The organism is Acidiphilium sp. C61, assembly GCF_905116885.1.
GTDB lineage: Bacteria > Pseudomonadota > Alphaproteobacteria > Acetobacterales > Acetobacteraceae > Acidiphilium.
Window position 1 is genome coordinate 1,913,366 of sequence record NZ_CAJHNI010000005.1, and the last position, 22,142, is coordinate 1,935,507.

Below are 22,142 nucleotides of genomic sequence, written 5' to 3' on the forward strand. Positions count from 1 at the left end.
GCCAATCCCGGCGCTGGCACGATCGATGCAGCGCTTCCCTCACCAGAACAGGGGGACCACGCGCCATGAAAGCCGCCGTGCTTCACGGATACGATGAAAAGCTCACCGCACCCGTCTTCGTCTCCTACGAGGACGTTCCCGAACCGCAGATCCGTACCCCGACCGACGTGATCGTGCGCATCGGCGGCGCCGGGGTGTGCCGGACCGACCTTCACATCATCGAGGGCGTCTGGCGCTCGAAGGTGGATCTCAAGTTCCCGCACATCATGGGCCATGAGAATGCCGGCTGGATCGAGGAGGTCGGCGCCGCCGTCACCCACCTCAAGAAGGGCGACCCGGTCATCTGCCATCCGCTGATCACCTCCGGCCACTGCCTCGCCTGCCGCCGCGGCGACGACATGCACGCCGAGGAGAGCGAATTCCCCGGCATCAACTGCAATGGCGGCTATGCCGAGCTGCTGCGCACCGGCGTGCGCTCCATCATCAAGCTGCCGAAATCGCTCGCGCCGAAGGATGTCGCCCCGCATACCGATGCCGGGCTCACGGCCTACCGTGCGGCCAAGAAGGCCTCGCGCCACCTGCTGCCCGGCCAGTTCGCGGTGGTGATCGGCGCCGGTGGCCTCGGGCATATCGGCATCCAGGTGCTGCGCGCGATGTGCGCAGCACAGATCATCATCGTCGACCGCGCCGACATGGCGCTGCACCTCGCACAGGAATGCGGCGCCGATTTCGCGGTGAAGGCGGATGGCTCCGAACTCGACGAGGTGATGCGCCTGACGAAGGGCAAGGGGGCCGAGGCGGTGATCGACTTCGTCGGCGAGGGCGACGCCGTGGCGAAAGGCCTCGCGATGACCCGCGACGGCGGCTACTATTACATCGTCGGCTATGGCGGGAAGATCGACATTCCCACCATCGACATGATCACCTCCGAGAAGACCATCGTCGGCAACCTCGTCGGCACCTACCCCGAGCTGATCGAGCTGATGGCGCTCGCTGACCAGGGCAAGGTCACCCTCGCCACCCGCGAATACCGGCTCGACGAGGCGAATGCCGCCCTGCACGACCTGCATCACGGCAAGGTACGCGGCCGCGCCGTGCTGATTCCCTGAACGAAGCGAAAAAAACCCCGCGCTCGAACGTCCAACGCCAAGGAAGGAAACGGATCCAGTGTACACCACCAAAGACGGCGAAGAGATCTTCATCATCGACGGCCACGTCCATCTCTGGGATGCCAGCCCCGAGAACATCAAGAACATTCACGGCAAGCAATTCATCGACTGCTTCTATGGCTACCACGCCTCGCTCTCCCCGCCGGAACAGCTCTGGACGCCGGAGAAATTCGCCAAATACGGCGCCGAGCAGATGGTGCAGGACCTCTTCATCGACGGGCCGGACGACATGGCGATCTTCCAGCCCACCTACCTCAAGGATTTCTACAAGACCGGCTTCAACACGCTCGAACAGAACGCGGTGCTCAAAACCCGCTACCCTGACCGCTTCATCCTCAACGGCGCCTTCGACCCGCGCGACGGCGAGGGCGGGCTCGAAGCCCTCGAAGCCATGGCCGAGATCCACAAGATCAAGGGGGTGAAGCTCTACACCGCCGAATGGAAGGGCGACAGCCGCGGCTACAAGCTCTCCGATCCCGCCGCCTACAAGTATTTCGAGCGCTGCGAGAAGCTCGGGATCAAGAATGTCCACGTCCACAAGGGCCCGACCATCATCCCGCTTGACCGCGATGCCTTCGATGTCGCCGATATCGACCATTGCGCGACCGACTTCCCCAACCTCAACTTCATCGTCGAGCATTGCGGCCTGCCGCGCCTCGATGATTTCTGCTGGATCGCGGTGCAGGAGAGCAATGTCTATGGCGGCCTCGCCGTGGTGCTGCCCTTCATCCACTCGCGCCCCGGCTATTTCGCCAAGGTGATGTCCGAGCTGCTGTTCTGGCTTGGCGAGGACCGCATCCTGTTCGGCTCCGACTACGGGATCTGGACGCCGCGCTGGCTGGTCGAGCGTTTCATGAGCTTCGAGCTCCCCGACGAACTGGTGAAGGAGACCGGCAAGCAGCTCACGCTCGAAGCCAAGAAGAAGATCCTCGGCGAGAACGCCGCCCGGATCTATGGTGTCGACATCGCCGCCCAGAAGGCCAGGCTCGGCCGGATGGCGCCGGTGGCTGCGTGATGTCCATGCTGGAGGCGCGCACCGCGGAGGTGCGCGCCGCTCTCGATCAGGTGACCGATCCTGAACTTGACGAGAGCGTGGTCGAGCTCGGCTTCGTCACCGGCATCGACATCGCGGAAGACGGCGCCGTCAGCGTCGGCTTCCGCCTGCCGACCTACTGGTGCGCCGCCAATTTCTCCTATCTCATGGCCGCCGACATGCGCGATGCCGTCGCCGCCCTGCCCTGGGTCAAGCGCGCCGATGTCCGGCTCGACGAGCACATGTTCATCGACGAGATCAACAACGGCGTCGCCGCCGGCAAGGATTTCGCCGATGCCTTCCCGCAGGAGGCGGGCGAGAACCTCGCCGGCATCCGCCTGCATTTCGGCCTGAAATCCTTCGAGCGCCGGCAGGAGGCGCTGCTGCGTCACCTGCTCGCCGCCGGCCACGATCCACAGGCCTTCCTCGACCTCACGGTAGAGGGTCTCGAACGCCTGGCGCTCGACGGGGAGGGGCCTGGCCTGCGCGCCCGCTATCTCGCCCGCCGTCCGCTTGCCGGCGGCGAGGACCTCGCCTTCGTCACCAGCGCCGGCGAACGGATCATGCATGAAACGCTGAGCGTCTATCTGCGCCACATCCGCCGCGTCGGGCTGAACGCGGAGTTCAACGGCGCGCTCTGCCGCGGCCTGCTCGCCGCCCGCTATGGCGACGAACCATCAACCCTGCCGGAGGATCCGGGCCTTGCCGACTTCATCCGCCAGGGCGTCGCCAGCAGCGATCAGACGGCCCGGCCATAATAGATGGCCGAGACATGCGTGGCCTCGGCGAAGAACAGCCAGCGCTCGGCGAACAGGCCGATGCCGGCGAGCAGGGCGGCCAGCGGCGCCGCCACCGCCGGCATCGCGCCCGCCAGCGCAAGGGCGGCCAGCACCGCGGGTGCTGCGAAGGCGAGGACCAGCACGATCCGCCGCAGCCGCGCGGCGTGCCGCCGGGCGATCTGGTAGCCCATCTCCCGCAGCACGTAATTCTCGGTGAAATGCGGCCGGTCGAGGGCGCGCACCGTGCCGAAGCTGCCAAGCCCCGTCGCCGAGGCGAGCGTCGCGAGCGGGCCCTGCGCGTCGATGAAGCGCCAGTAGGCCGCCTTCGCCACGCCCGCGCCGATTGCGAACACCACGACCAGCGCCGATGCCCCCGCCGTCCCCCCCGCCGCCGCCCCGGTCCATACCCCGAGCAGGGCCGCCAGCAACGCGGCGCCGGAGAAGGCGGCGAACACCAGATACAGCGGTGCGGTGAAGCGGTTGTGCCACTGGCGGATCGGCTTCAGGCAGGCATAGATCATCGCGGTGCAGAATACCGTCCCCAGCGCCATCGCCGCCGCCACCAGCCCGAAGGCCACGGTCAGATTCGCGCCCGCGCCCAGCGCCGCCCATGACACGGCAAAGCCCAGCGCCGGCAGGTTGGTCGCCACCGCCGCCACCCCCTCGCGCGACAGCCACGACGACCGCCACTGGCTGAACGCCCGCCAGGCGCGTTCCTTCCGCCCGAGATGCAGCGTCGAGGCGACCAGCCCGGCGCCGGCGAAGCCAAGCGCGATCACCACCGCCACCGGCCCGAACCACGGGCTCTCCGGCAGCGCCCCGGCGGCGCAGAAAATCCCGAGCCACGCCAGCAGCCCGTAGCCGAAGCCGGTGAGGGTGGTCAGCAGCAGGACCGAACTTGCCGGTGTCATCGCGAAAGCACCTTGTCCACGAGGGCGAGCAGCGCGCCGCCCAGCCCGCCCGGCGCCGATGCCGGCATCTCCACCGGCTTCGTCTCGATGCGCGTCTGCCGCGGCGGCAGATACTTGTTGGTCGGCCGGTAGCCCAGCTCCGCCATCAGATCGACGCCGCCGCGCTCCGCCACCAGTTTCGACACCCGGCTCTCGGGATCGGCGAGATCGCCGAAATGCCGCGCCCGCGACGGGCAGGTCGCCACACAGGCCGGCTCGCGCTCCGCCTCGGGCAGCGATTCGTTATAGATCCGGTCGATGCAGAGGGTGCATTTCTTCATCACCCCGTCATGCTCGTCGAATTCCCGCGCGCCATAGGGGCAGGCCCAGGAACACAGCTTGCAGCCGATGCAGATATCCGTGTTCACCAGCACGATGCCGTCCTCGGCCCGCTTGTAGGAGGCGCCGGTCGGGCAGACGGTGACGCAGAGCGGATTTTCGCAATGCAGGCACGAGCGCGGGAAATTCACCGTCTTGCCGCACCCGCCGCTGCCCTCCGCCTCGTAGGAATGGATGCGGTTGAACCACACCCCGTCAGGGTCCGCGCCATGCGGATCGTAATCCGGCAGCGGCGCGTGGTGCCCCTCGGTGTTCCATTCCTTGCAGTTCACCGCGCAGGCATGGCAGCCGACACAGGTATCGAGATCGATCACGAGCCCGAGCCGCCTGGCGCCCGGCTGACTCTGCGGCAGCGATGTCATTGGCCGGCTCCCTTCGTCGTCAACGCCACCGGCGCCATCCGCGGCTGGGTTTCCGCGATCGTCTCCGGCTCGCAGGGTTCAAGCCGCACGGTAAGGTCGAACCACGCCGCCTGTCCGGTCACCGGGTCGGAATTCGACAGCCGCGCCCCGTCATCCCCCGCCGGCAGATATTCCGAGATCACGTGGTTGAGCAGGAAGCCGCGCACCGCCTCCGGCGCGTCCTGCGCCAGCGCCACCGCCCCGCTCCGCCGGCCGATCGCGTTCCACGTCCACACCGTGTGCGGGTTCACCCCGTCCATGATGCGGATCTGGCATTTCAGCCGCCCCGTGCGCGAGACCACCTCGACCCAGTCGTCATCCTCCAGCCCCTGTGCGGCGGCGAGGTCGCGATGCACGTAGAGCCGGTTTTCCGAATGGATCTGCCGCAGCCACGCATTGTGCGATCCCCATGAATGATACATCGACATCGGCCGCTGCGTGATCGCGTGGAGCGGAAACTGTTTCATATCCGTCATGGTCTGCTCGATCGGCTCGTACCAGATCGGCAGCGGGTCCATGAACCGGGCGACGCGCGCGCGCAGCCGCTCCGGCGGCAGCACCGCCCCGTGCCCCTCGGCGGCGAGGCGGAATTTCTGCAAATGCTCGCTGTAGAGATTGAGAACGATCTGGCTGTCATCGTCGATCAGCCCCATCTCCTTGGCACCGGTGAGATAGGCCCGGTTCGCGTGCTTGTAGTAAAGCTGCTCCAGCGGCAGGTCGTAGCGCGCAAACCCCTTGTTGGCGATGTAGCGGGAAATCTGCTCGGGGTTCGGCTCGCCCCGGCCGAACGCGGTCCCGTCCGCCCCGCGGAATCCGGCCAGCGGCCCCACCCCCGGCTTGCGCTGGTGGCGCACCATGTAATCGGCATAGGAGCTGTAGAGCGGCTTGCCCGGCGCCTCGGCGAAATCCGGCAGGCCGAGCCGTCCGGCAAGGTCGATCAGCACGTCCTGGAACGGCCGCACGTCGCGATCCGGCTTGAGCACCGGCACGCGGATCGCATCCGCCGGCCCGTGCGCCGAGCCGATCGGCCGGTCGAGCAGCGAAATGCAGTCGTAGCGCTCGAGATAGGTCGTATCCGGCAGCACCAGGTCGGCATAGGCGACCGTTTCGGATTCGAACGCGTCGGCGACGATCACGAACGGAATCCGATATTCGCCGTCCGCGTCGCGGTCGGTCAGCATCCGCGTCGTCTCGCCCGGGTTCATCGCCGAGTTCCACGCCATGTTCGCCATGTAGAGGAACAGCGTGTCCACCCGCGCCCGCCCGGCCGCATGCGCCTCGGCGATCGCCATGTGCATCATGCCGTGAATGCCGAGCGGCGCCTCCCAGGAAAACGCCCGGTCGAGCCGCAGCGGCTCGCCCGCGTCATCCACCAGCAAATCCTCCGGTGAGGTCGGAAAGCCGAGCACGTTGCCGGTCAGCGCGCCGCGCCCGTCATGCGCCCGCCCGGCCGGGCCCGGCCCGGGCGGAATCGGCTTCGGGTGCGGCGACTTGTAGCGCCACGACCCCGGCGTATCGACGGCGCCGATCAGCATCTGCAGCACATGCAGCGCCCGGCAGGTGTGAAACCCGTTGGAATGCGCCGAAATCCCCCGCATCGCGTGCATTGCCACCGGCCGCCCGGTCATCGTCTCGTGCCGCCGCCCGTCGGTGTCGGTCCAGGCCTGCTCGATCGTCACCGGCTGGCGGAACGCGATCTCGGCAATCTCGGCGGCCAGCCGCCGGATCGTCGTCGCCGCGATGCCGCAGCGCGCTTCCACCGCCTCCGGCGCATACTCCGCCGCCGCATAACGCTCCGCCAGAAGGGCAAAGGACGGCCGCGCGCGCCGCCCGTCGGGTAGCGTGAACGTCCCGAGCAGGGCAGGGTCGGTGCCGGTCGCATCCGCCCGCGCCAGTGCGCCCGTCTTGCGGTCGAAGGCGAGCGCCGCGCCCTCCGCGTCGCGCGCGAACAGCCCGTGATCGGCCGCGCCCGGCGCGTCGATCACCAGGTGATGCGCGTTGGTGTAGCGGACCAGAAACGCGGTATCGACCGCGCCCTCCGCCAGCAGGCAATGGATCAGCGCCATGATGAACAGCCCGTCGGTCCCCGGCGTGATGCCGACGAACTCGTCGGCGATCGCTGAATACCCGGTCCGCACCGGGTTGACCGAGACGATCTTCGCGCCCCGCTCCTTCAGCTTGGCGAGGCCGAGCTTGATCGGGTTGGAATCGTGGTCCTCGGCCACGCCGAACAGCAGGAACAGCTTCGCGTGGTTCCAGTCCGGCTCGCCGAATTCCCAGAATGCGCCGCCCACCGAATAGAGCCCGGCGGCGGCCATGTTGACCGAGCAGAACCCGCCATGGGCGGCGAAATTCATCGTCCCGAACATCCGCGCGAAATGGCCGGTCAGCGATTGCGACTGGTCGCGCCCGGTGAAGAAGGCGAGGCGGTGCGGATCGCTGGCGCGGATGCCGGCGAGCCGCGCCGTCGCGATCGCCATCGCCTCGTCCCAGCCGATTTCCTCGAATTCGCCCGCCCCGCGCGGGCCGACCCGCTTCAGCGGTGCGCGCAGCCGCGCCGGCGAGGTGACCGACATGATCCCCGCCGATCCCTTGGCGCAGAGCACACCGCGATTGATCGGATGGTCGCGGTTGCCCTCGATGTAGCGCAGCTTCCCGTCCTTGAGATGGACCTTGATGCCGCAGCGGCAGGCGCACATGTAGCAGGTGGTGTGGGCCACCTCGTCGCCGACCGGCGCGTGATAGGCAATCCTGTCTTCGGGCATGGCAAAATCTCCACCCGATTTTATGACCGCCGCCGCCGCGCCAGGCCAGCGTCCCTGACCGATCCGTTTGATCGGTTCAGCCGATCGGTCAGCCGATCGGCGAGCCCCGCCGCGCATCCCCCGCGGCGATCACCATCTCTGCCAGCCCGTCGATATCGGCCGCAGTTGTCCGGTGATTGACGATCGCCGCCCGCAGCGCCCGCACCCCGTCGATCATCGTGGTCGAGATCACGTAGCGCCCGCTCTCCTGGATATCGGCGGCGATGGCGGCGTTCAGCGCGTCCAGCTCCGCGCCGCCGTCATCGTAGCGGAAGCACACGATGTTGAGCGGCACCGGCGCGAGGCGCGCAAGGCGCGGCGCCGCATCCACCGCGGCCGCAAGGCGGGTTGCCAGCGCGCAGCAATCATCGACGATGCCGCCCAGCGCCGCCGCGCCATAGGCCTCGATCGTCATCCACACCTTGAGCGCCCGGAACCCGCGCGAGAGATCCGGCCCCATGTCGCACGGCCAGGGTGCGCCGCCTGACAGTCCCCGTGCGGTGGTCGTCAGATACGAGGCATCCTGCGCGAACGTATCCAGCATCAGCTGCCGGTCGCGCACCAGGATGCAGCCGGAATCGTATTGCACCTGCGCCCATTTGTGAAAATCGAACGCCACGGAATCCGCCTCGCCGATCCCCGCGAGCAGATCCCGCCTGGTGGGCGAGGCCGCTGCCAGCGCGCCGAACGCGGCATCGACGTGAAACCACATCCCCTCCCGCCGGGCGAGCGCGGCGAGGGCGGCCAGATCGTCGATCGCCCCCACATCGACCGATCCCGCCGTGCCGATCATCATGAACGGCTCCGCCCCCGCCGCCCGGTCGGCGGCGATCGTCGCCTCCAGCGCCGCGAGGTCGATCCGTCGGTCGGCGCCGAGCGCCACCCGCCGCAGCGCCGCGCCGCCGAGCCCGGCCATGTCGAACGCGCCCGGCACACAGCGATGCACCCCGGCCTGCGCGTAGCCGACGAGACGCCGCCCGCCGAGCCCCTCCTGCCGCACAGCCGCGCCGCAATGCGCCCGCCGCGCGCAGAGCAGGGCGATGAAATTCGCGATCGACGATCCGGTCACCATCAGCCCGCCGGTCGCCGCCGGCAGGCCGAGCAGCTCCGCCGCCCAGGCCACCACCTGCCGCTCCACCTCGAGCCCGACATGGTCCCGCCCGCCGCAATTCTCGTTGAGCCCGCCGGCCAGCAATTCCGCCAGCATGCCCACCGCGTTGCCCCCGCCCTGCACCCAGCCCATGAAGCGCGGGCTCGTATTGCCCGAGGCATAGGGCGCGATCCGTGCGGCGAAGGCGTCATAGGCGGCGGCGGCGCCGTTCCCCTCGCGCGGCAGCCTGGCGCGGAAACCCGCGCGCACCGCGTCGGGCATCGGGCGCCAGACCGGTGCCGTGCCAAGCCCTTCCAGCCGGTCGAACATGTCGTCCATCATCCGGTGCCCCAGCGCGCGGAACTCGGACCAGTCCTCGGGATCAAGCGTTGCCATGGACGCTGCTTATGCGCCCCAACATCACCGGTAAAGCCCGCCCGCGCCGCCTAGAGCATCATCCGATCCGGATGGATCGGAACGTGCTCTAATCGTCCCCGGTGACGGCGATCTGCTGCTGCCGCTCGCGCGCCCGGCGCGAGACGCGCATCCGCAGCGTCTCGAACGTCACGTAGAGTAGCGGGATGACGAAAATGCCGATGCCGCTGGCGAAGATCATCCCGGCGAAGATCGGCGTGCCGAGCGAGCGCCTGGTGATCTGCGCCGCTCCGGTTGCCACCACCAGCGGCACCAGCCCGAAGATGAAGGCGATCGAGGTCATCATCACCGCGCGGAACCGCATCCGCGCGCCCAGCACCGCCGCCTCGCGGATGCCCATGCCCTCCTCGCGCCGCTCCTTGGCGAACTCGACGATCAGGATGCCGTTCTTCGCCGCCAGCGCGATCAGCACGACGAGCCCGATCTCGGCATAGAGGTCGATCGTCAGCCCGGCGAGCACGATACCGAGCATCGCCCCGAACACACCGACCACCACCGAGAGCAGCACCGGCACCGGAATGATCCAGCTTTCATACAGAGCGACGAGGAACAGATAGGCGAAGATCAGCGACAGGATGAACACATAGGCGGCCTGGCCCTTGGCCTGCTCCTGCAGATAGGCGGTGCTGGTCCAGTCATAGGAAAATCCGGCGGGCAGCACGCGGGACGAGATCGCCGCCATCTCGGCCAGCGCGGCCCCGGATGAGATGCCCGGCGCCGGCGCGCCAAAGACCGGGGCGGCCAGCGAGTCGTTGTAGCGGCTGACGATCTGCGGGCCGAGCCTCGTATGCGCCGTCGCCAGCGAGCGCAGCGAGACCATCTTGCCCGAATTGCTGCGCACATATATCCGCCAGATAGCCGCCCTCGTGTTGCGGTCGGTCGAGGCGGCCTGGATGTTCACCTGCCAGACCTGGCCGAACATGTTGAACTGGTTGACGTAGAACCCGCCGAGCGAGGCCTGCAGCGCCTGGAAGATCGAGGCGACCGGCACGCCGAGCGCCTGCGCCTTGGCGCGGTCGATATCGAGATAGATCGACGGATTGTTCGCCGCATAGGTGCTGAACACATGCACAAGCTTCGGGTCCGAATTCGCCGCGACGATCAGACCCTTGAGCACCGAATCGAATTTCTGCTGGCTGGCGCCGGCGACGTTCTCAAGCTCGTAGGTGAAGCCGCCATTGGTCGACAGCCCGATGATCGGCGGCAGGTTGAAGGCGACGATGTTCGCCCCCTGCACCTGCGCGCCCATCGCGAAGATCTTGCGGATCACCGCCTGCACCGAATTCTTCGGCCCCGGCCGCTGCGCGAACGGCTTGAGGTGTGCAACCATGAACAGCGCGTTCGGCTCGGTCGCCGAATCGAGGATCGAATAGCCGTTGATGGCGATCACGTCCTGCACCTGCGGCAGGGTGTGGATCATCTTTGCCAGCTTCTGCCCCATCGCGTCGGTCCGTTGCAGCGAGGCGCCGGGCGGCAGCGTCGCCTGGATGAACAGCGCGCCCTGGTCCTCGTCCGGCAGGAACCCGCCCGGGGTGATCCGCGCCAGCAGGAACGCCGCCGCCCCGAAGGCGACGATCACCATCAGCCCCAGCATCGAGCGCGCGACCAGCCGGCCGATCAGCCGGCTGTAGCCCTCCCGCGTGCGCTCGATGAAATCGAGGATGCGCGCCATGATGCCGTGCCCGTGCTCGCCCCGGCGCAGCAGGATGGCGCAGAGTGCCGGCGACAGCGTCAGCGCGTTCAGCGCCGAGATCAGCATCGCCGTGCTGATCGCCACCGCGAACTGGGTGAACAGCAGGCCGGACAGGCCGGGGATGAACGCCGTCGGCACGAACACCGAAAGCAGCACCAGCATGATCGCGATGATCGGCGCCTGGATCTGCGTCATCGCCACCTTCGCCGCCTCGCGCGGCGACAGCTCCGGCCGCTCCGCCATCACCCGCTCGATATTCTCGACGACGACGATGGCGTCATCCACCACCAGCCCGGTCGCCACCACCAGCGCCAGCAGGGTGATCGTGTTCGCCGAATAACCGAGGGCGAGCATGAAGGCGAAGCTGCCGAGCAGCGCGATCGGCACGACGATCGAGGGCACCAGCGCCGCCCGCCACGAGCCGAGGAAGAAGAACACCACCAGCACGACGAGCGCGAACGCCTCGGCCAGCGTCTTGATCACCTCGCTGATCGTGTCCGAGACGAAGCTGCTGGAATTGTAGACGGTCTTGCTCGCGAGGCTGGCCGGAAACTGCTTCGCGAGCTGCGCGATCTCGGCCGAAACCCGCTTCGACGTCGCCACCGCGTTCGCCCCCGGCGAGAGGAACACGCCGATGGCGACACCGGGATGTCCGTTGATCCGGTCGAGCTGGTTCTCGCTCTGCGGCCCGAGCTTGATGGTCGCCACGTCCTTCAGCCGCAGCAGCGCGCCGCCCTTGTTGCCGCGGATCACGATGTTGCCGAACTGGCGGGGCGATTTCAGCCGGCCCTCGGTCTGCACCGAGAGCTGGTATTGCTGCTTGCCCGCGATCGGCATCAGCCCGATCGTGCCGACCGGCGCCTGGGTGTTCTGGTCCTCGATCGCGCTGATCAGGTCCGCCGGCGTCAGCCCGAGCTGGGCGAGGCGGGCGGTGCTGAAGATCACCCGCATCGCGTAATCCTGCTCGCCGAACATGAAGGCCTGGCCGACCCCCGGCACGCGGCCGAGCGGGTTGAGCACGTTGATCTTCACGTAGTTCGAGATTTGCAGTGGCGTCAGCTTGTTGTCCGGGCTGTAGAAGAACATGAACTCCAGCACCGAGGCCGTGCGCTTGCGCACCGTCAGCCCTTCCTTCTGCACCTCGGCCGGAAGCTGGGTCAGCGCCTGCTGCACCGCGTTGGTTACGTTGACGGTGTCGATGTCCGGGTTGCTGCCGAGCCGGAAGGTGACGGTCAGGTTGTAGGAGCCGTCATTCGCGGTGGTCGAGGAATAGTAGATCTCGTCGCTCAGCCCGTTGATCTTCTGCTCGATTGGCTCGGCCACGGTGTCGTTCACCACCTGCGCCGAGGCGCCGGGATAGGTCGCCGTCACCTGCACCGCCGGAGGCACGATCGAGGGGAACTGCGCCACCGGAATCCGCGTCATCGCGATGATGCCGGCGATCGTCAGCACGATCGCGATCACCATCGCAAAGCGGGGCCGGTCGATGAAGAAGGAGGGGATCACCGGCTCAGCCCTGGGCCTGCGGCGCGGCGATGACCTTTGCCTTCGCCTTCACCCCGGGATGCACCTTCTCGATCCCGTCCACGATCACCTTCGCCCCGATGGCCAGCCCGCTCGCGATCGTCGCTGTTGCCGGCGTGGTCGAGGCGAGCTTCACGTCGTCCCGCGCCACCTTGCCGTCCTTGCCCACGGTCAGCACGTAATCGCCCACCTGGTCGGCCAGCACCGCGTCGCGCGGCAGCACGATCTTGTCCTCCGGCGTGCGGCTGCGCACGATCACGGTGACGAACTCGCCGCTGGTCAGCATCCGGTCGCTGGTCCGCGCCGTGCCGGCCCCGCGGATCACCGGGTTCGGAATCGAGCCCTGCATCGCGAGGCTGTCGGTCGACTGGCTGATCTGGTTGCCGGTGAAATCGAGCGTACCCTTCTGCGGGTCCAGCTGCCCGTCCGGCAGCCTCACCCGCAGCACCACCCCGGCGAGCCCGCCCTGTTTCGCCAGCTGGTCGCCAAGGCGGATGGCATCGCGCGTCGGCATCGAGAAGACGATGTTCATCGGGTCCTGGCTGACCACGGTCGCGAGCGTGCCGGTGTTCGGCCCGACGACATTGCCGATATTCACCGCACTGGCGCCGATCCGTCCGTCGAGCGGGGCGCGGATCTCGGTATAGGCGAGGTTGATCGCCGCGGTCTCCCGCGCCGCCTCGGCCGCCTGCAGCTTGGCCGCGGCACTTTCCGCCGCCGCCTTGTCATCGTCATAGGTCGATTGCCGGCCCGCCGGCGTGTGCAGCAGCCTGGCCGCGCGCTCCAGCGTCAGCTTCGCGTTGTCCAGCGTCGCCTGCGCGCCGGCGACATTCGCCTTCGCCTGGTCGAACGCCGCCTGATATGGCCCCGGCTCGATCACGTAGAGCAGCTGACCCTTCTTCACCTCCGCCCCCTGGTGGAACAGGCGCTGTTCCAGATATCCGGTCACCCGCGGGACGAGATTGACGATGCGCGCCGCCTGGATCCGTCCGATGAAGCTGTCCTGCTGGTAGACCTTCCGCGGCTTGACGATCACGACGCTGACCACCGGCGGCGGCGGTGCCGCGGCGCTGGCCGCTTCGCTGCCAATGCCGAGCGTCAAAACGAGGGCGGTGATGGCGGCGCGGCAGGCCGTGGCGTGAAACGGTCGTCGCATGCGGTTCCTCTTTGTCGGGTGCGGATCGGGTCGGGCGTGGGCGACAGGGAAAAGATCGGCGCGGTCCGTGGCACGGCAAGGTCCGGACGCCGAAAAACGGCAAGTCTCCTGTCCTGCCTCCTGATAATTGAAACGGGGCCGCGCGGTCAATCGCGCGGCCCCGTCCGCCAGCCGGTTATGCGGGAGCCTCCGGCGTTGTTAGAGCACTACATCCGATCCTTCCGGATCGGATGTAGTGCTCTAACTTGTTGATAAATAGAGCATCTTTATCCGATCAGATGATTCCATCTGATCGGATGATGCTCTAATATGTCGGTCTCAGAACGAGATCTGCGTCGCCTGCATCACCTGCGGCAGCGCGCGGATCGCGGCGAGTGCTGCTTCCGGCAGGGTCTCGTCGATCGAGATCAGGCAAACCGCATCGCCACCCTTCTCGGTCCGGCCGAGATGGAAGGTCGCGATGTTGATGCCCTTCTCGGCCAGAATGGCGCTGCACTGGGCGATGAAGCCCGGCTTGTCGCGGTTGGTGACATAGAGCATGTGCCGGCCGAAATCGGCCTCGACCTTGATGCCCTTCACCTCGACCAGCCGCGGCTTCGCCCCGCCGAACAGCGTGCCGGATACGGTGCGCGTCTGCTCGTCGGTCGTCACCGAAACGCGGATCAGCGTCTGGTATTCGCAGTCGCGGTCGAACACCGTCTCCGCCAGCTCGATCCCATGGTCCCGCGCGAAGACCGGCGCGTTGACCATGTTCACACCTTCCATCATCGGCGCGAGCAGCCCGGCGAACAGCGCCGCCGAGAGCGGGCGCTGGTTCACATGCGCGGCAGCACCCTCGTATTCGATGCCGACCTTGCGGATCACGCCCTGCCGCGCCTCGGTCAGCTGCCCCGCGAAACTGCCGAGCAGCTGGCAAAGCTCCATGTAGGGCTTCAGCCGTGGCGCATCCTCGGCCGAGACCGAGGCCATGTTGATCGCGTTCGTCACCGCGCCGGTCAGCAGGAAATCGCTGATCTGCTCGGCCACCTGCAAGGCCACGTTCTCCTGCGCCTCGGTCGTCGCAGCGCCCAGATGCGGCGTGCAGACCACGTTCGGCAGCTCGAAGAGGGGGCTTTCCTTCGCCGGCTCGACCTCGAACACGTCGAGTGCCGCACCCGCCACATGGCCGGATTTCAGCGCGTCATACAGCGCCGCCTCGTCGATCAGCCCGCCGCGCGCGCAGTTGATGATGCGGACACCCGCCTTGGTTTTGGCAAGGCTTTCGCGCGAGAGGATGTTGCGCGTCTGCTCGGTCAGCGGCGTGTGCAGGGTGATGAAATCCGCCCGCGCCAGCACCGTGTCCAGATCCGCCTTCTCGATGCCGAGCGTCGTCGCCCGGGTCTCGGTCAGGTAGGGGTCATAGGCCAGCACGCGCATCTTCAGTCCCAGCGCGCGGTCGGCGACGATCGAGCCGATATTGCCGGCACCGATCAGGCCGAGCGTCTTGCCGGTCAGCTCGACGCCCATGAACCGGTTCTTCTCCCACTTCCCCGCCTTGGTCGAGGCCGAGGCCTCCGGCAGGTCGCGGGCCAGCGCGAACATCATGCCGATGGCGTGCTCGGCGGTGGTGATGGCGTTGCCATAGGGGGTGTTCATCACCACCACGCCGCGCGCGGTGGCCGATTTGACATCCACATTGTCGACGCCGATGCCGGCGCGGCCGACAACCTTGAGATTGGTCGCAGCCTCCAGCAGCTCGCGCGTCACCTTCGTCGCCGAGCGGATGGCGAGCCCGTCGAACTCCCCGATGATCTCGCGCAGTTCGGCCGGGGTAAGCCCGGTCTTTACCGTCACATCGATGCCGCGCCGCTTGAAGATGTCGATGGCGGCGGGGGAGAGCTTGTCGCTGATCAGAACCTTGGGCATGTCTCAGGCCTTCGCGGAAATTTCGGAATGAACGGTGTCGATCGCCCAGTCGATCCAGGGCAGCAGCGCCTCGATGTCGGCGGTCTCGACGGTCGCACCGCCCCAGATCCGCAGCCCCGGCGGCGCATCGCGATAAGCGCCGATGTCATGGGCAACACCCTCGGCCTCCAGCAGCGTGGCGACGCGCTTCGCCGCCTTCGCCTGCGCCTCGGCATCGAGGGCCGCGAACCATGGCGCGGCGATGACGAGGCAGATCGACGTGCAGGAGCGAATCGCCGGGTCGGCGGCAAGGAAGTCCACCCGCTCATTGCCCTCGGCCCACCGCACGATCGCCGCGAGATTCCGTTCCGAGCGCGCGATCATGGCCTTGAGCCCGCCGATGCCCTCGGCCCAGCGCAGCCCGTCGAGCGCGTCCTCCACCGCCAGCATCGACGGCGTGTTGATCGTCTCGCCGGCGAAAATCCCCTCGATCAGCTTGCCGCCCGAGGTCAGGCGGAAAATCTTCGGCAGCGGCCGCTCCGGCTTGAACGTCAGCAGCCTTTCGACCGCGCGCGGCGACAGCGCCAGCATCCCGTGCGCCGCCTCGCCGCCGAGCGCCTTCTGCCACGACCACGTCACCACATCGAGTTTCTCATAGGGCAGGTCCATCGCGAACGCGGCCGAGGTCGCATCCGCGATCACCAGCCCTTCGCGATCCGCCGGAATCCAGTCGCCGTTCGGAATCCGCGCGCCCGACGTCGTGCCGTTCCAGGCCAGCACCACGTCATGGCTGAAATCGACGGCGGCAAGATCGGGCAGCTGCCCGTATGGCGCCTTCAGCACCCGCGCATCGGCGAGCTTGAGCTGCTTGAGCACATCGCTCGCCCAGGCTTCGGAAAAACTCTCGAACGCCAGCACGTCGACCGCTCGTGCGCCGAGCATCGACCACAGCGCCATCTCGACGGCGCCGGTGTCCGAGGCGGGAACGATGCCGAGTCGCCAGTCGGCCGGCAGGCCAAGAATGTCGCGCGAGCGGGTGATCACCTCGGCGAGCTTCGCCTTCGGCTCCTTGGCGCGGTGGCTGCGGCCGAGCATCGCGCCGGACAGCGCCTCGAGCGTGAAGCCGGGCCGCTTGGCGCAGGGGCCGGACGAAAAATTCGGATTATGGGGGCGAATATGCGGCTTTGCGCGTGCGGCCGCGGTGGCGTCTGCCATCGATGGTCTCCCTTGCAGAAGATAAGCGCCCCGGTGGGGGGGCGTGACCCGAGGCGGGATGTATCCGGCTTTGCGCGCCGCCGCAAGCAAAACCGTGCGGCGCTTCAGTGCGCGTGCTTCATGCCTGCAATCAGGAATTCGCGGTTGCCGTCCCCGCCCTCGATCGGGCTGGGGATGATGCCGAGCCCCCGCCAGCCGGGAAGCTGTGCGAACCAGTCGCCGATCTCGCCGCACACACGTTCATGCACGGCGGCATCGCGCACGATCCCGCCCTTGCCGATCGCTTCCGGCCCCGCCTCGAATTGCGGCTTGATCAGCGCCACCGCGAAGGCACCCGGCGCGCACAGCGCGAGCCCGGCGGGCAGCACCTTGCGCAGCCCGATGAAACTTACGTCGCACACCAGGGCACCGATCCCGCCCTGTATCCCGGCGGCCGACAGGTCGCGCGCGTTCACCCCCTCATGCAGACGCACCCGCGAATCTTCGCGCAGGGCAGGGGCCATCTGCCCGTGTCCGACATCGACCGCATGCACCAGCGCCGCATCGCGCGCGAGCAGCACTTCGGTGAACCCGCCGGTGGAGGCGCCTATATCGAGGCAGATGCGGCCCGCGGGAGACAATCCGAAATGATCGAGTGCCGCGATCAGCTTGAGCGCCCCGCGCGAAACCCAGGACGCGCCGGCATCGGCGACCACCAGCGTTTCGTGGTCGTCCACAAGTTCGCCGGGCTTGCCGATGGACCGTCCGTCGGCGGTCACCTTGCCGGCATGGATCGCTGCCTGCGCCCGCGCCCGGCTCGTGACCAGGCCGCGCGCGACAAGCGCGAGATCCGCCCGGCCGCGCGCCAAATCCGCCTCAGCCGCGGGCGAGGCGCTTCGCGGTGCGCAGCAGGATCTGCCGGTCTTCCGCCGCGCAGGAGCGATAGAGCCGCATCAGCGCCAGCTCGTCGCCCTGCAGCGAGCCGGTTTCCCCGGAGACGAGATAGGCGATCGAGGTGCCGAGAACCTTTGCGATCCGCTCCAGATTTTCCCGGACCTGCCCGGCCCGGTCGGTTTCCCACTGCGCGATCGCCGAACGCGACACGCCAAGCTGGGACGCAAACTCGTCCTGGGTGAGATTGTTCGCCAGACGGAGAGCACGGATCCTCTGCCCGACCGATTCCGGTGGTGCCTGTTTCTTCGTTGCCATGCACTCACCATAACGGCATGGCCACGCTGGCGCCAGTTCCACCGTACGATTTGCGCCAAAAAAATGTTAAGAAATATACTTTTTTGCGTCAGCGTCCGTGGTCTGCACGTTATTCTGTCTCGTTTGTGTCAAAAAATTAAAATTGAGATTTGTCGTGCTTTTCCCACGCGTGGCAGGTGTTTCAATGCCCGATATGCGATACGTCCTGCCGCCTTGTTAACGCGACCGGTGAGGCCGGCCTGCCGCCGCCAATGCCATGCCGACAGCCGGCCTGACAGTCAGCGCCGCAGCCGCGCCATGAAAAACCCGTCCATCCCGCCCTGCGAAGCCCACATCCCGGGATGGGTGGCGACATCGCCATCCGCGGTCACCGCCGCCTCCAGCCCCGGCAGCTCGGCGGGGCTGACCGGCACCCGTCGCAGCCCGAGCCGCGTCACAGCGGCCTCGATTCGCGAAGCGCCTTCTTCCGGTTGCAGCGAGCAGACGGCGTAGACCAGCGTTCCCCCCGGCGCGAGCATCGCCGCCGCCGCGTCCAGCAGTCGGTCCTGTAGTGCCGCGCAGGCCTCGATGTCGCGGGGCCGGCGCAGATGCACGATTTCCGGATGCCGGCGGATCGTTCCCGTGGCCGAACACGGCGCATCCAGCAGGATCGCCTCGAACGGTTCCGCCGGTCGCCAGGTGAGCGCGTCCGCCGCGATGGTCTCGGCCGCGAGGCCGAGACGCCCAAGATTTTCCCGCAGCCGCCCCAGCCGGCGCGCGTCGCGGTCCAGCGCCGTCACCGCCGCGCCGGCGGCGGCGAGCTGCGCCGTCTTGCCGCCCGGCGCCGCGCAGAGATCGAGCACACGTCGCCCGGCGACGTCGCCGAGCAACCGCGCCGGCAGCGCGGCCGCCGCGTCCTGCACCCAGAGCGTGCCGGCGGCATAGCCGTAGAGCTGCGTCACGTCGGTTCCCGCCGGCAGCCGTACCGAGCCGGTCGGCAGCCGCTCGCCGCCCTCCGGCATCGCGGCGTCCTCCTTCAGCGTCAGGTCGAGCGGGGCCTCGGCCTGATGCGCGGTGGCGATCGCCCGCGCCGCCGCCCCCCACGAGGTCCAGAGCCAGGGCGGCGTGTCGAGCCGCGCCGGATCCAGCGCCTCCAGCGCCGCCGCGCCTTCCGCGCTCACCTTGCGCAGCACCGCATTGATCAGCCCGGCGAACTTGCCGAGCCCGCGCGCATGGGCGAGCCCTACCGCCGTGCTCACCGCCGCATGCGCCGGCGCGCCGAGCAGCACCAGCTGTGCGGCGCCGATCCGCAGGATATGCCGCACCGGCGCCGGCGGCGCCCGCCGCAGATGGGTTTCGAGAATGGCGTCGAGACAGCCGAGCCGCCGCAGCACGGAAGCCGCGATCCGGTGCGCCGCAGCGCGGTCGCGCGGGGCGATGTTCGGCAGTGCTGCGAGTGCGGCGTCCAGCGGCGCGTGCCGGTCCAGCACGGCGGACAGCAGCGAGAATGCCGCATCGCGGGTGGGGTCGGCCGCTGTCTTGCTCATGCGCACCATGCAACTCTGGGGGGAAAACGGGATGGTGGAGCTGAGGGGAATCGAACCCCTGACCTCCTCATTGCGAACGAGGCGCTCTCCCAACTGAGCTACAGCCCCATCCCTGAGCGGCCAATCGCGCACCCTGAGCCGGAAGTCAAGCCACCAAAGCCGCGTTGTCACGTTGCGCGAAACGCCATGCTTCGCTAACCCGGCATCGAACCCCCAGGAGGTGACGATGCTCGGATCGGTGTTCTGGCTCCTCGACGAGGCCATCCAGATCTATGTCTACATCATGATCGCGGCGGCGATCTTCAGCTGGCTGATGGCATTCGGCGTGCTCGATACCCGCAACCACATCGTCTACCGGATCGAGGAATTCCTCCTCCGCGCGACCGAACCCTTCCTCGCGCCGTTCCGCCGATTCATCCCCGCGATCGGTGGGATCGACGTTTCCTTCATCGTCGGTTTCCTGCTGCTGCGGGCGCTGCAGATCTTCCTTTCCGGGCTCTACGCCCACCTCGCCGTGATGGGCTACCGGTGAGCGGCGCGATGGCCGCCCGCATCATCGATGGCAAGGCCGTCGCCGCGTCGCTGCGCGCCGAGGTCGCCGCTCGCGCCGCCGCGCTGCGCTATGCGCCCGGCCTCGTCGTCGTGCTGGTCGGCGCAGACCCGGCAAGCCAGGTCTATGTCCGCAACAAGGAGCGCGCGGCTGCGGCCGCCGGCATCGCGGGCGAAACCATCCGCCTGCCGGCGACCACCAGCCAGGCCGAGCTTCTCGCCGTGATCGACCGCCTCAACCGCGATGGAGCGGTGGACGGGATTCTCGTCCAGTTGCCCCTGCCGGCCGGGCTCGATGCCGGCGCCGTCATCCGCGCGATCGACCCGGCCAAGGATGTCGACGGCTTCCACCCTGACAACGTCGCCGCCCTCGCGCTCGGCGTGCCCTTCCTTGTGCCCTGCACCCCGCGCGGCGTGATGAAGCTGATCGATGCCTCAGGCATTGCCCCGCGTGGTGCTCGCGCCGTCGTGCTCGGCCGCTCCAACATCGTCGGCCGGCCGATGGCCGCCCTGCTGCTCGCCGCCGATGCCACCGTCACCATCGCCCATTCCCGCACCCGCGACCTCGCTGCCGAGTGCCGCCGTGCGGATATCCTGGTCGCCGCCGTCGGCCGGGCCGAAATGGTGAAGGGTGACTGGGTCGCCCCCGGCGCCACGGTCATCGATGTCGGCATCAACCGCACCGCAGACGGAAGGCTGGTCGGCGACGTCGCCTATGACGAGGCTGCCGCGGTCGCCGGCGCGATCACGCCGGTTCCCGGCGGCGTCGGCCCGATGACGATTGCCTGCCTGCTGGAAAACACCCTGATCGCCGCCGCCGCCCGCCGCGGCTAGAGCACTTTCCGATCCGATTGGATCGGATGTAGTGCTCTATCATATTGATAAGTCGAGCATCTTTATCCGATCAGATGATTCCATCTGATCGGATGATGCTCTGCCCCCTTGTCGCGGGCGGGCGTGGCGTGGCTCAGGCCTTGCGCGTCACGGTGCGCCCGGGGCGCCCGGGGCGACCAGCGCGCAGCCGGTCGGGCCGCCGCGCAGCGCCTGGCAGGCATTGACCGCCGCATCGTGCGGCAGGTTGACAAACCGGGCGCGATAGAACTGCCCATGCGTTGTCGCCACCGGCTCGACCATCGGCTGCGCCTTGATCAGCATCGCCACCGCGGCCAGCTCGGCGATGCCGAGTGCGGCCTTGGCGTGCGCCGGCGTATCGTAGGCGCCGACCTGGATGCTCCAGCGCCCGCCACCCAGCGTTCGCGTTGCCGCCGGCGCGTGTGCCGCGGCCAGCCGCATCGTCGCATGCGCCGGAGCGGCCACGGGCGGTGTCTGCCGTGGCGCCGACATGCGCTGCGCCGGGGCGGGCGCTGTCACCGGCGGCCCGTCCATCACCGGGGTCGCTGCCTCGGCCGAGGGGATCAGCGAAAACCCGCCAAAGACATCATGCCGCCGCGCCGGCGGCCGCCCGCGCGTGGCGGCGGGCGCTGGCGCCACCTGCGGCTCCACCGCGACGGGTGGCGCGAGTGCCGCGACCCTGAACGGCGCGGGGGCGGGCACCGGTACCGGCGCCTGGTTGCGATTCATCGCGAGCTGCGCCTGGTTCAGCCGCGAGGTCGCCGCCTCGTCGGCGCCCGGCCGCATGCCCGCCGGAATCCGCGTCGGCAGCTGGTTCATCGCCACCGCCTCCGCGCCGGAGGTCCCCGCCGGATACACGCCCGCGATCCGCGGTGCGATCATCGCGACATAATGCCGCGTCTCCGCCGGCAAAGGCTGGCGATAGTCGAGATAGTCGTCGAGCCGTCCCGGCCCCGCATTGTAGGCGGCAAGGAAGCCGGGCGAGCCGTAGATCTCGTACATCTGGTGGATATAGGCGGTCCCGGCCATGATGTTGTCGCGCGGGCTGAACGGGTCGGGCCCAAGCCCGTAGCGTGCCGCCATTTCCTGGTAGGTCTGCGGTTCGAGCTGCATCAGCCCCATCGCCCCGGCGCCGGAGACGGTGAGATGCCCGTTCATGTACTCATGCCCGCCGGATTCGACGCGCATCACCTCGCGAATCCATTTCGTCGGCACGTCGAACCGTGTCGAGGCCTGGGCGATATAGGGGCCCCACGGGTCGCTCGGTGGCCCGGGCGGCCGGTAATCGGCCGGCGCGTTGGCGGCATAGCGCGCGGCGAGCTGGCTCGGGCTCAGGCTGGCCTGGTGGGACGAACACGCGGCGAGCAGCGCCAGCGCCGAGAGTCCGGCAAGCTGACCCAGCCGGCGGCGCCACTGTCGGGGCATGACCGGTGCGCGCGAGGTGGGGTTGAACGCAGTGGTCAACGCATGTCTCCCATCGCAGAAACGGGGCGGTGCGCCGCGCGGCGGCGGCTCTGGTCACCCCTTGCGCCGGAAGCCTCGACCGGCACATGAA

At 68.2% G+C, this 22,142-nt stretch carries 17 protein-coding genes and 1 tRNA gene; 5 read left to right on the forward strand and 13 right to left on the reverse strand.

Annotated features, from left to right (window positions below; all coding sequences use genetic code 11):
* Positions 1–65 precede the first annotated feature (65 nt).
* From HUW10_RS11845 to HUW10_RS11855, 3 genes are read left to right on the forward strand one after another with little or no spacing between them, the layout of a single operon-like run.
* Entirely contained in the window at positions 66–1,109 is a 1,044-nt protein-coding gene (locus HUW10_RS11845) for an NAD(P)-dependent alcohol dehydrogenase (protein WP_174503696.1), read from the forward strand.
* A 58-nt stretch (positions 1,110–1,167) separates the two neighbouring features.
* Complete coding sequence (locus HUW10_RS11850) at positions 1,168–2,184, forward strand: amidohydrolase family protein (protein WP_174503697.1); 1,017 nt, start codon at positions 1,168–1,170, stop codon at positions 2,182–2,184.
* Entirely contained in the window at positions 2,184–2,960 is a 777-nt protein-coding gene (locus HUW10_RS11855) for a metal-sulfur cluster assembly factor (RefSeq protein ID WP_236656515.1), read from the forward strand. Before HUW10_RS11850 ends, HUW10_RS11855 begins: the two co-directional genes overlap by 1 nt.
* Here the strand turns inward: HUW10_RS11855 and HUW10_RS11860 are convergent.
* From HUW10_RS11860 to HUW10_RS11915, 12 genes are all read right to left on the reverse strand, one after another.
* A complete protein-coding gene (locus HUW10_RS11860; protein ID WP_174503698.1) occupies positions 2,942–3,892 on the reverse strand; it encodes a DmsC/YnfH family molybdoenzyme membrane anchor subunit in 951 nt (316 codons plus the stop codon). The genes HUW10_RS11855 and HUW10_RS11860 overlap by 19 nt on opposite strands.
* Positions 3,889–4,632 (reverse strand): 4Fe-4S dicluster domain-containing protein, encoded by a 744-nt coding sequence (locus tag HUW10_RS11865; protein WP_174503699.1) that lies wholly within the window; start codon positions 4,630–4,632, stop codon positions 3,889–3,891. The genes HUW10_RS11860 and HUW10_RS11865 overlap by 4 nt, the downstream gene beginning before the upstream one ends.
* A complete protein-coding gene (locus HUW10_RS11870; RefSeq protein ID WP_174503700.1) occupies positions 4,629–7,436 on the reverse strand; it encodes a molybdopterin oxidoreductase family protein in 2,808 nt (935 codons plus the stop codon). The genes HUW10_RS11865 and HUW10_RS11870 overlap by 4 nt, the downstream gene beginning before the upstream one ends.
* 88 nt (positions 7,437–7,524) lie before the next feature.
* Complete coding sequence (locus HUW10_RS11875) at positions 7,525–8,961, reverse strand: pyridoxal-dependent decarboxylase (RefSeq protein ID WP_174503701.1); 1,437 nt, start codon at positions 8,959–8,961, stop codon at positions 7,525–7,527.
* A gap of 88 nt (positions 8,962–9,049) precedes the next feature.
* On the reverse strand, positions 9,050–12,199 hold the full coding sequence (locus tag HUW10_RS11880; protein WP_174503702.1) for an efflux RND transporter permease subunit: 3,150 nt from the start codon (positions 12,197–12,199) through the stop codon (positions 9,050–9,052).
* Positions 12,200–12,203: 4 nt separating this feature from the next.
* On the reverse strand, positions 12,204–13,373 hold the full coding sequence (locus tag HUW10_RS11885) for an efflux RND transporter periplasmic adaptor subunit (protein ID WP_174503703.1): 1,170 nt from the start codon (positions 13,371–13,373) through the stop codon (positions 12,204–12,206).
* 318 nt (positions 13,374–13,691) lie between these two features.
* Positions 13,692–15,278 carry a phosphoglycerate dehydrogenase gene (serA, locus tag HUW10_RS11890; protein WP_174503704.1) on the reverse strand — a complete coding sequence of 529 codons (1,587 nt, stop codon included), beginning with the start codon at positions 15,276–15,278 and terminating at the stop codon, positions 13,692–13,694.
* 3 nt (positions 15,279–15,281) lie between these two features.
* Entirely contained in the window at positions 15,282–16,472 is a 1,191-nt protein-coding gene (locus HUW10_RS11895; protein WP_174503705.1) for a phosphoserine transaminase, read from the reverse strand.
* 104 nt (positions 16,473–16,576) lie between these two features.
* A complete protein-coding gene (locus tag HUW10_RS11900) occupies positions 16,577–17,320 on the reverse strand; it encodes a TlyA family RNA methyltransferase (RefSeq protein ID WP_174503706.1) in 744 nt (247 codons plus the stop codon).
* 7 nt (positions 17,321–17,327) lie between these two features.
* Positions 17,328–17,660: a helix-turn-helix domain-containing protein gene (locus HUW10_RS11905; protein WP_174503707.1), complete on the reverse strand. Its 333-nt coding sequence runs from the start codon at positions 17,658–17,660 to the stop codon at positions 17,328–17,330.
* A 278-nt stretch (positions 17,661–17,938) separates the two neighbouring features.
* Entirely contained in the window at positions 17,939–19,186 is a 1,248-nt protein-coding gene (locus tag HUW10_RS11910; protein ID WP_174503708.1) for a transcription antitermination factor NusB, read from the reverse strand.
* 32 nt (positions 19,187–19,218) lie between these two features.
* Positions 19,219–19,294 (reverse strand) — tRNA-Ala (locus HUW10_RS11915).
* A gap of 118 nt (positions 19,295–19,412) precedes the next feature.
* On the opposite strand from HUW10_RS11915, the gene HUW10_RS11920 reads away from it, so the two are divergent.
* Positions 19,413–19,718 carry a YggT family protein gene (locus HUW10_RS11920; protein ID WP_174503709.1) on the forward strand — a complete coding sequence of 102 codons (306 nt, stop codon included), beginning with the start codon at positions 19,413–19,415 and terminating at the stop codon, positions 19,716–19,718.
* Positions 19,719–19,726: 8 nt separating this feature from the next.
* Positions 19,727–20,569, forward strand: a complete 843-nt coding sequence (gene folD, locus HUW10_RS11925) for a bifunctional methylenetetrahydrofolate dehydrogenase/methenyltetrahydrofolate cyclohydrolase FolD (RefSeq protein ID WP_174503710.1) — start codon at positions 19,727–19,729, stop codon at positions 20,567–20,569.
* 147 nt (positions 20,570–20,716) lie between these two features.
* Here the strand turns inward: folD and HUW10_RS11930 are convergent, their stop codons facing one another.
* Positions 20,717–22,051 carry a lytic transglycosylase domain-containing protein gene (locus tag HUW10_RS11930; RefSeq protein WP_236656359.1) on the reverse strand — a complete coding sequence of 445 codons (1,335 nt, stop codon included), beginning with the start codon at positions 22,049–22,051 and terminating at the stop codon, positions 20,717–20,719.
* Between the last annotated feature and the right edge of the window lie 91 nt (positions 22,052–22,142).

What these genes read in the sequence shown, in the direction of transcription:
- HUW10_RS11845 (WP_174503696.1), top strand. Translation starts at nt 66, where the DNA reads ATGAAAGCCGCCGTGCTTCACGGATACGATGAAAAGCTCACCGCACCC.
- HUW10_RS11905 (WP_174503707.1), bottom strand. Translation starts at nt 17,660, where the DNA reads ATGGCAACGAAGAAACAGGCACCACCGGAATCGGTCGGGCAGAGGATC.
- HUW10_RS11855 (WP_236656515.1), top strand. Translation starts at nt 2,184, where the DNA reads ATGTCCATGCTGGAGGCGCGCACCGCGGAGGTGCGCGCCGCTCTCGAT.
- HUW10_RS11870 (WP_174503700.1), bottom strand. Translation starts at nt 7,436, where the DNA reads ATGCCCGAAGACAGGATTGCCTATCACGCGCCGGTCGGCGACGAGGTG.
- HUW10_RS11885 (WP_174503703.1), bottom strand. Translation starts at nt 13,373, where the DNA reads ATGCGACGACCGTTTCACGCCACGGCCTGCCGCGCCGCCATCACCGCC.
- HUW10_RS11910 (WP_174503708.1), bottom strand. Translation starts at nt 19,186, where the DNA reads ATGAGCAAGACAGCGGCCGACCCCACCCGCGATGCGGCATTCTCGCTG.
- HUW10_RS11860 (WP_174503698.1), bottom strand. Translation starts at nt 3,892, where the DNA reads ATGACACCGGCAAGTTCGGTCCTGCTGCTGACCACCCTCACCGGCTTC.
- serA (WP_174503704.1), bottom strand. Translation starts at nt 15,278, where the DNA reads ATGCCCAAGGTTCTGATCAGCGACAAGCTCTCCCCCGCCGCCATCGAC.
- HUW10_RS11920 (WP_174503709.1), top strand. Translation starts at nt 19,413, where the DNA reads ATGCTCGGATCGGTGTTCTGGCTCCTCGACGAGGCCATCCAGATCTAT.
- HUW10_RS11865 (WP_174503699.1), bottom strand. Translation starts at nt 4,632, where the DNA reads ATGACATCGCTGCCGCAGAGTCAGCCGGGCGCCAGGCGGCTCGGGCTC.
- HUW10_RS11875 (WP_174503701.1), bottom strand. Translation starts at nt 8,961, where the DNA reads ATGGCAACGCTTGATCCCGAGGACTGGTCCGAGTTCCGCGCGCTGGGG.
- HUW10_RS11895 (WP_174503705.1), bottom strand. Translation starts at nt 16,472, where the DNA reads ATGGCAGACGCCACCGCGGCCGCACGCGCAAAGCCGCATATTCGCCCC.
- folD (WP_174503710.1), top strand. Translation starts at nt 19,727, where the DNA reads ATGGCCGCCCGCATCATCGATGGCAAGGCCGTCGCCGCGTCGCTGCGC.